The following is a 5,599-nucleotide window of genomic DNA, read 5'->3' as shown; positions in this document are numbered from 1 at the left end:
TTATAGAATCTATATTGTAGTCATTGACATCACTAAATTATAGTTATTAAAATTTGGTGAATTTTAATAATCACCATAAAACTACCGGAAGAGCCGACAATCTTAAAAGCGATTCAAATAGTGATAATTTAGCATATATTATTTATACCTCTGGTTCTACAGGAAAACCCAAGGGAGTTGCTGTACCTCACAAAGCTGTAAATCGGTTATTGTGCAATACGAACTATATAAAATTGTTACCATCTGATAAAGTTGCCCAAGCTTCAAACGTTTCTTTTGATGCAGCGACATTCGAGATTTGGGGAGCGCTACTTAACGGCGCTCAACTTGTAGGGATTAGTAAAGATGTAACCATTTCGCCTCATGAATTGGCATTACAACTACGAGAAAAAGGTATCAAGATTCTATTTCTGACCACCGCTTTATTTCAACAGATTGTTAGAGATGTTCCGCAAGCTTTTGCGACCTTGAAATATTTACTGTTTGGTGGAGAAACCGTTGATAATAGATGGATTAAAAAGATTATCCAATCTGGTGCGCCAAAGCACTTAATTCATGTTTATGGCCCTACAGAAAATACAACATTTTCCTCTTATTACTGCGTAGAAGAGTTACCATCAGCCACATCTTTACCTATTGGTATGCCCATTACAAACACGCAGATTTATATATTAGATGCTCATTTTCAGCCTGTGCCTATTGGCGTTACTGGTGAATTATATATGGGTGGGGAGGGGCTGGCGCGAGAATATCTCAATCGCACTGAATTAAATGCTGAACACTTTAGTACTCATACTTTTAGTAATAAATTAAAAACGCGTCTTTATAAAACGGGCGATTTAGCCCGCTATTTACCAGATGGCAATATTGAATTTTTAGGTCGCATTGACAATCAAGTAAAAATTCGCGGCTTCCGTATTGAGTTGTCAGAAATTGAAGCGGTGTTGAGTCAACATCCAGCAGTGAAAGAAACTATAGTTATTGCTGGTGAGGACGTACCTGATGATAAGTACTTGGTAGCTTATGTTGTTCAAAATCAGGAACAGATAACGATGCAAGAGGTGCAAAGCTTTGCATCCTTACTTCGCCAATTCCTGAAAGAAAAGTTACCAGAATACATGATGCCAAGAGCTTATGTGATCCTGGAATATCTACCTCTAACACCTAATGGCAAAGTGGATCGCCGTGCTTTACCCATGCCTGATACAATTTCTTTCCATAATCAAGATTATGTGGCACCGCGATCGCAAGTTGAAAAGTTACTTGCCCAAATCTGGGCTAAAGTCTTGGGAAAAGAGCAAGTAGGCGTCCACGACAATTTCTTTGAATTGGGCGGTCATTCTCTCCTCGCGACTCAGCTAACTTCCCGTATCCGTGACACCTTCCAAATAGATTTGCCTGTACGCAATTTGTTTGAAGCACCGACTGTAGAACAACTATCTAGATATATTGACACAATCTATTGGACAGTAAAAGGTATGGATAAGACTGAAACTACGGAAATTCAACGAGAAGAGGTGGAATTTTGAGAAACCCCTAAGTTAGCGATCGCTTTGTCATTTATGCCATTCGGTATATGTGCGCCAGTCACAGTAGCGATTAACTTAAGCATTAGAAAAATGCGTGAATTGGCTGGGTTTAATCTAAACTGACTTTTCCCGTCATGTGGAAAAGCTTGCTTTTTGATGGCATTTATGTACAGTCTCACTGCCTGCACTTTTCAGTCTTGGGAGTTTTTAATAAGCTCACTAAGGTGTTCTGCTGCCGTCTTCAGGCAAAAACCTCTAGTAGAAATCAACCTGTATTAGGAAGTGGGCTATGCACATTGGATTTCTCAACCCTCAAGGCAATTTTGATTCAGGCAATAGTCACATCACGAAACACCCAGATTTTGGGGGTCAGCTGATCTACGTTAAGCAAGTCGCCATAGCCATAGCTCAAATGGGTCATAAAGTTGATATTATCACCCGTCAAATTATTGACCCGGAGTGGCCAGAGTTTGCCGAAGCGATTGACACTTATCCAGGGATCGATAATGTCCGCATTATCCGCTTACCAGCTGGGCCAAAAGAATTTCTCTCTAAAGAGTTGTTATGGCCTCATCTGGTCGCTGACTGGATACCCAACATCTTGAAATTTTATCAACAGCAAGGTGGTTTACCCGATGCTATGACTGCTCACTACGCTGACGGAGGACTGTGTGGCGTTCTAATTGAAGAGGAGACAGGCGTACCTTTTACCTTTACGGCTCATTCTCTCGGCGCTCAAAAGATGGACAAATTGGAAGCCACCCCAGAAAATCTCACAGCAATAGACGAGCAATTTAATTTCAGATATCGCATTTTAGCCGAACGCCTGAGCATGAATCGCTCGGCGGTTAATATCACCAGTACACGACAAGAACGTTTTGAACAGTATTCTCATCGAGTCTACAGTGGTGCAGTGGATGTAGACAACGACAACCGCTTTGCAGTGATTCCACCGGGAGCAGATTTCTCGATTTTCGGTGCAAAAGCGCGTTACGAAAACGAGGAGGCTACTTACCTGTTCATTCAGGAGCGATTGGCACGGGATATTGCAGAACCACGTCGAGATTTGCCCGTTATCCTAGCATCCAGTCGATTAGAGCTTAAAAAAAATATATTAGGGCTAGTGCAAGCCTTCGCAATCAGTCCAACACTTCAGGAACGAGCTAACTTGGTCGTACTTACAGGAGGGCTGGACGATCCTTTACGAGAGGAAACTAGTGACGGCATAGTTGAAGAGGTATTAGCTCCCGTTCGGGAAGTTATCAAAGAAAATGACTTGTGGGGCAAGGTGAGTGCCTTTGGCTTGTCAGATCAGTCTCAAGAGTCACTGGCAGCAGCCTATCGGTTTATGGTAAAACGCCGCTCGGTGTTCGCGCTGACCGCAGTCTACGAACCTTTTGGGCTTGCTCCCTTAGAAGCAGCAATTGCAGGTTTACCAGTGGTAGCAACTAAGAACGGTGGGCCCAGCGAGAGCTTCCGATCAGGAAATAAGGAATATGGCGTACTCGTTGACCCAGAAGATCCTGCTGATATTGCACGGGGCTTGGAACGGTTGCTATGTGATGCTAACGAGTGGGAGTATTTTGCCCAGGCTGGTCAACAACGAGTACTGAAGAAGTACACTTGGGAATCTACTGCTGAAAACTACCTGATTTTGCTTGAGCAGATTCTGTCTTCATCAGAAACCCGCGGTCGCGCTGAACTCCTTCCCATCCATCCCTACTTCCTTAATCCAGAATCGCAGACCGATGTTTTTTTGGAAGAATTGGGCGAACTTTACTTTGGAACTAATCAAAAGGTGCTAAGTACATCTAGCCCGTGAAGAAGCAAAGTAAGTTCTAGGTAATCATCCCAGCTACGAGCAGCTAGCACAAAAAGTGCTGACTGCTTCAGCAAACTGTTGGTTTTGTTCCATCAATGCCATGTGTCCACCTGGTTTTAGGGTGACTCTTTCAGAGTAAAGCAACTCTGCTTTCATGCGATCGCTGGCAACGGGTTTAGTTGCTATATCTGAATTGCCGCAAACAACCAACACAGGTACGTTAATAGTTGCAAGTGTTTCTGTTTCATCAAAGTTGAACATTGCCAGTGTGCCACGCGCCAGAACCCCAGGCGAACCCAATGCTGATAATAGACCGGCAAAACTTAGTTGACCCCGTGTTTCAGTACCCGTAAATCCAGATAGTTCGACGGTGATGTACAGCGAACCATTCAAATACGAGAGCCAAGTCATCAACCAAAAAATTGGCCACAGCACGGTAGTCAGGTACAAGACAGGTTCGAGTAGCGGTTTCTGTAATTTTCGTACCAGATTGCTAAAGATACAAGTTTTTACCGGATTGGTGTAGGTAGTATCTACAAGAATTAAGCCAGCCACCCGACTCCCTAATTGCTCTGGAAACAGGCGACAGAATGTTAGGTTAATCATCCCACCCATACTGTGTCCTACCAAGATAACAGGTTTCTCCCCTGCTATGGCAATAACAGCTTCCAAGTCACGGGCATATTTTTCTATAGAGTGATCGTTGTTTTTCGGTTTAGAGGATTTTCCTAACCCTGGTAGATCCCAAACAATTACTCGGAAGCGATCACTCAGTTGTCGTTTGGCATAATACCATACAGTACTGTTTGGTCCCCAACCGTGTGACAAAATAATCGGTTGACCATCCTCAGGGCCAAAAAACTCTACTTGCAACACGCTCCCATCTGGACGTGGCAAGCGCTGCACAGTTTTGCTACGCATAAACTTAGGTTCATCGGCTCCAGGACGGCGCAGCAGTGGCAAACTGATAAAACGACCGCCAAAAGTCCACAGAACCATTACTAGCCCAACCACTAAGTAAAATGTTCCTACAAGTTCTCCTTCGTACCACTCATAGAGAATGTAGCCCCCCCCGCCAATTACGGCAATCGACAGCAGTTGAATCAGCCATACAAACAGAAAATTATGAGGCATGAATATCATGAGCCTAAACCTTGCGATACCTTGTTCACTGCGTTGTCTTTTAGCTTCATACCATAGTTATAATCATCCAAGTTTCATTCCCAGGAATGATTTATACAGTCTTAGAAGTGTGATAAAAATGCTGGGTGAGGTAATAAGCAGTGCAGCTTGGCAAAAAGAACTATTAAGTTAATAAGCTTATTAAACAAGCAATATTCCTTCTGCCTATTGCTTTCTTTTTTCTATCTTCTAATAAGTAATAACAATTGCGAAGGGGTTTAATTTTGAATACGGTTGAATTTTTATCTTATCTTCGCAGTTTAGATATTCAAGTTTTTATTGATGGTGAAAAATTTCGCGCTAACGCCCCTGATGGAATTCTTACACCAGAACTGCGTGCAGAAATTCAAGAGCGTAAAGCAGAAATTATTGAATTTTTAGAAGCATCTAATCGCACTAATAACCACAGTTTTAAACCTCTCGTACCTATTTCGCGCTCAGGAAATCTTCCTCTCTCCTTTGCTCAACAACGGCTGTGGTTTCTTGACCAATTAATCCCTAATAATCCTTTCTATAACATTCCACTAGCACTACATTTAACAGGTTCGCTGAAATTAGCCGCGCTAGAGCAAACTTTTAACGAAATCGTGCAACGACATGAAGCTTTACGCACCACTATTGTCGTACAGACAGGGCAACCAATTCAGGTAATTAATCCTACCCTAACAATACCTTTCCCAATAATAGATTTACGGCAACTACCACAAGCCAAACGAGAAATACAAGCACGACAACTCACTACCCAAGAAGCTCAACGTCCTTTCAATTTATCAACCGATTCGTTGCTGCAAGTAAAACTGCTGTGGTTGGATGAGACAGAATACATCCTACTGCTGACTATGCACCACATTGTTTCCGATGGTTGGTCTATTGGGGTGCTGATTCAAGAGATAGCAGCACTCTACACAGCCTTTGCCAGCAATCAGCCTTCTCCTCTAGCGAAACTTACAATCCAATATGCGATTATCTGATTAGTAGAACTCTTGCAAAAGTGTTTTGTGGTATAATAAGAAATTTGGCAATTTGTGATTAGGACTTTGAGTAGCAGTGAAAATAGAGAAAGCCA

General features: G+C 42.6%; 4 protein-coding genes. 3 read left to right on the top strand and 1 reads right to left on the bottom strand.

Going from position 1 to position 5,599, the window contains the following annotated elements; genetic code table 11:
• Positions 1-56: 56 nt before the first annotated feature.
• Together V7K76_RS27110 and V7K76_RS27105 are read left to right on the top strand one after the other, a co-directional pair.
• Positions 57-1,529 carry a non-ribosomal peptide synthetase gene (locus V7K76_RS27110; RefSeq protein WP_334954143.1) on the top strand — a complete coding sequence of 491 codons (1,473 nt, stop codon included), beginning with the start codon at positions 57-59 and terminating at the stop codon, positions 1,527-1,529.
• A gap of 289 nt (positions 1,530-1,818) precedes the next feature.
• The gene (locus tag V7K76_RS27105) at positions 1,819-3,351 is read left to right on the top strand and encodes a glycosyltransferase (RefSeq protein ID WP_334954144.1); all 1,533 of its coding nucleotides are present in this window, start codon (positions 1,819-1,821) and stop codon (positions 3,349-3,351) included.
• Between the two features lie 33 nt (positions 3,352-3,384).
• On the opposite strand, the gene V7K76_RS27100 is transcribed toward V7K76_RS27105, so the two are convergent.
• Positions 3,385-4,485, bottom strand: a complete 1,101-nt coding sequence (locus V7K76_RS27100; protein WP_335030255.1) for an alpha/beta fold hydrolase — start codon at positions 4,483-4,485, stop codon at positions 3,385-3,387.
• A 272-nt stretch (positions 4,486-4,757) separates the two neighbouring features.
• Between V7K76_RS27100 and V7K76_RS27095 the strand changes: the two genes are divergently transcribed.
• Complete coding sequence (locus V7K76_RS27095; RefSeq protein WP_335030254.1) at positions 4,758-5,504, top strand: condensation domain-containing protein; 747 nt, start codon at positions 4,758-4,760, stop codon at positions 5,502-5,504.
• The last annotated feature ends 95 nt before the right edge of the window (positions 5,505-5,599 follow it).

This window comes from Nostoc sp., from assembly GCF_036917975.1.
In the GTDB taxonomy this organism is placed as follows: Bacteria; Cyanobacteriota; Cyanobacteriia; order Cyanobacteriales; family Nostocaceae; genus Nostoc.
The sequence above is the reverse complement of the archived record's forward strand: the minus strand, read 5'-3'. Positions and strand labels throughout refer to the sequence as shown.

Excerpts from the sequence above, each read along its gene's own strand:
- V7K76_RS27105 (WP_334954144.1), top strand. The coding sequence starts at position 1,819 with ATGCACATTGGATTTCTCAACCCTCAAGGCAATTTTGATTCAGGCAAT.
- V7K76_RS27100 (WP_335030255.1), bottom strand. The coding sequence starts at position 4,485 with ATGCCTCATAATTTTCTGTTTGTATGGCTGATTCAACTGCTGTCGATT.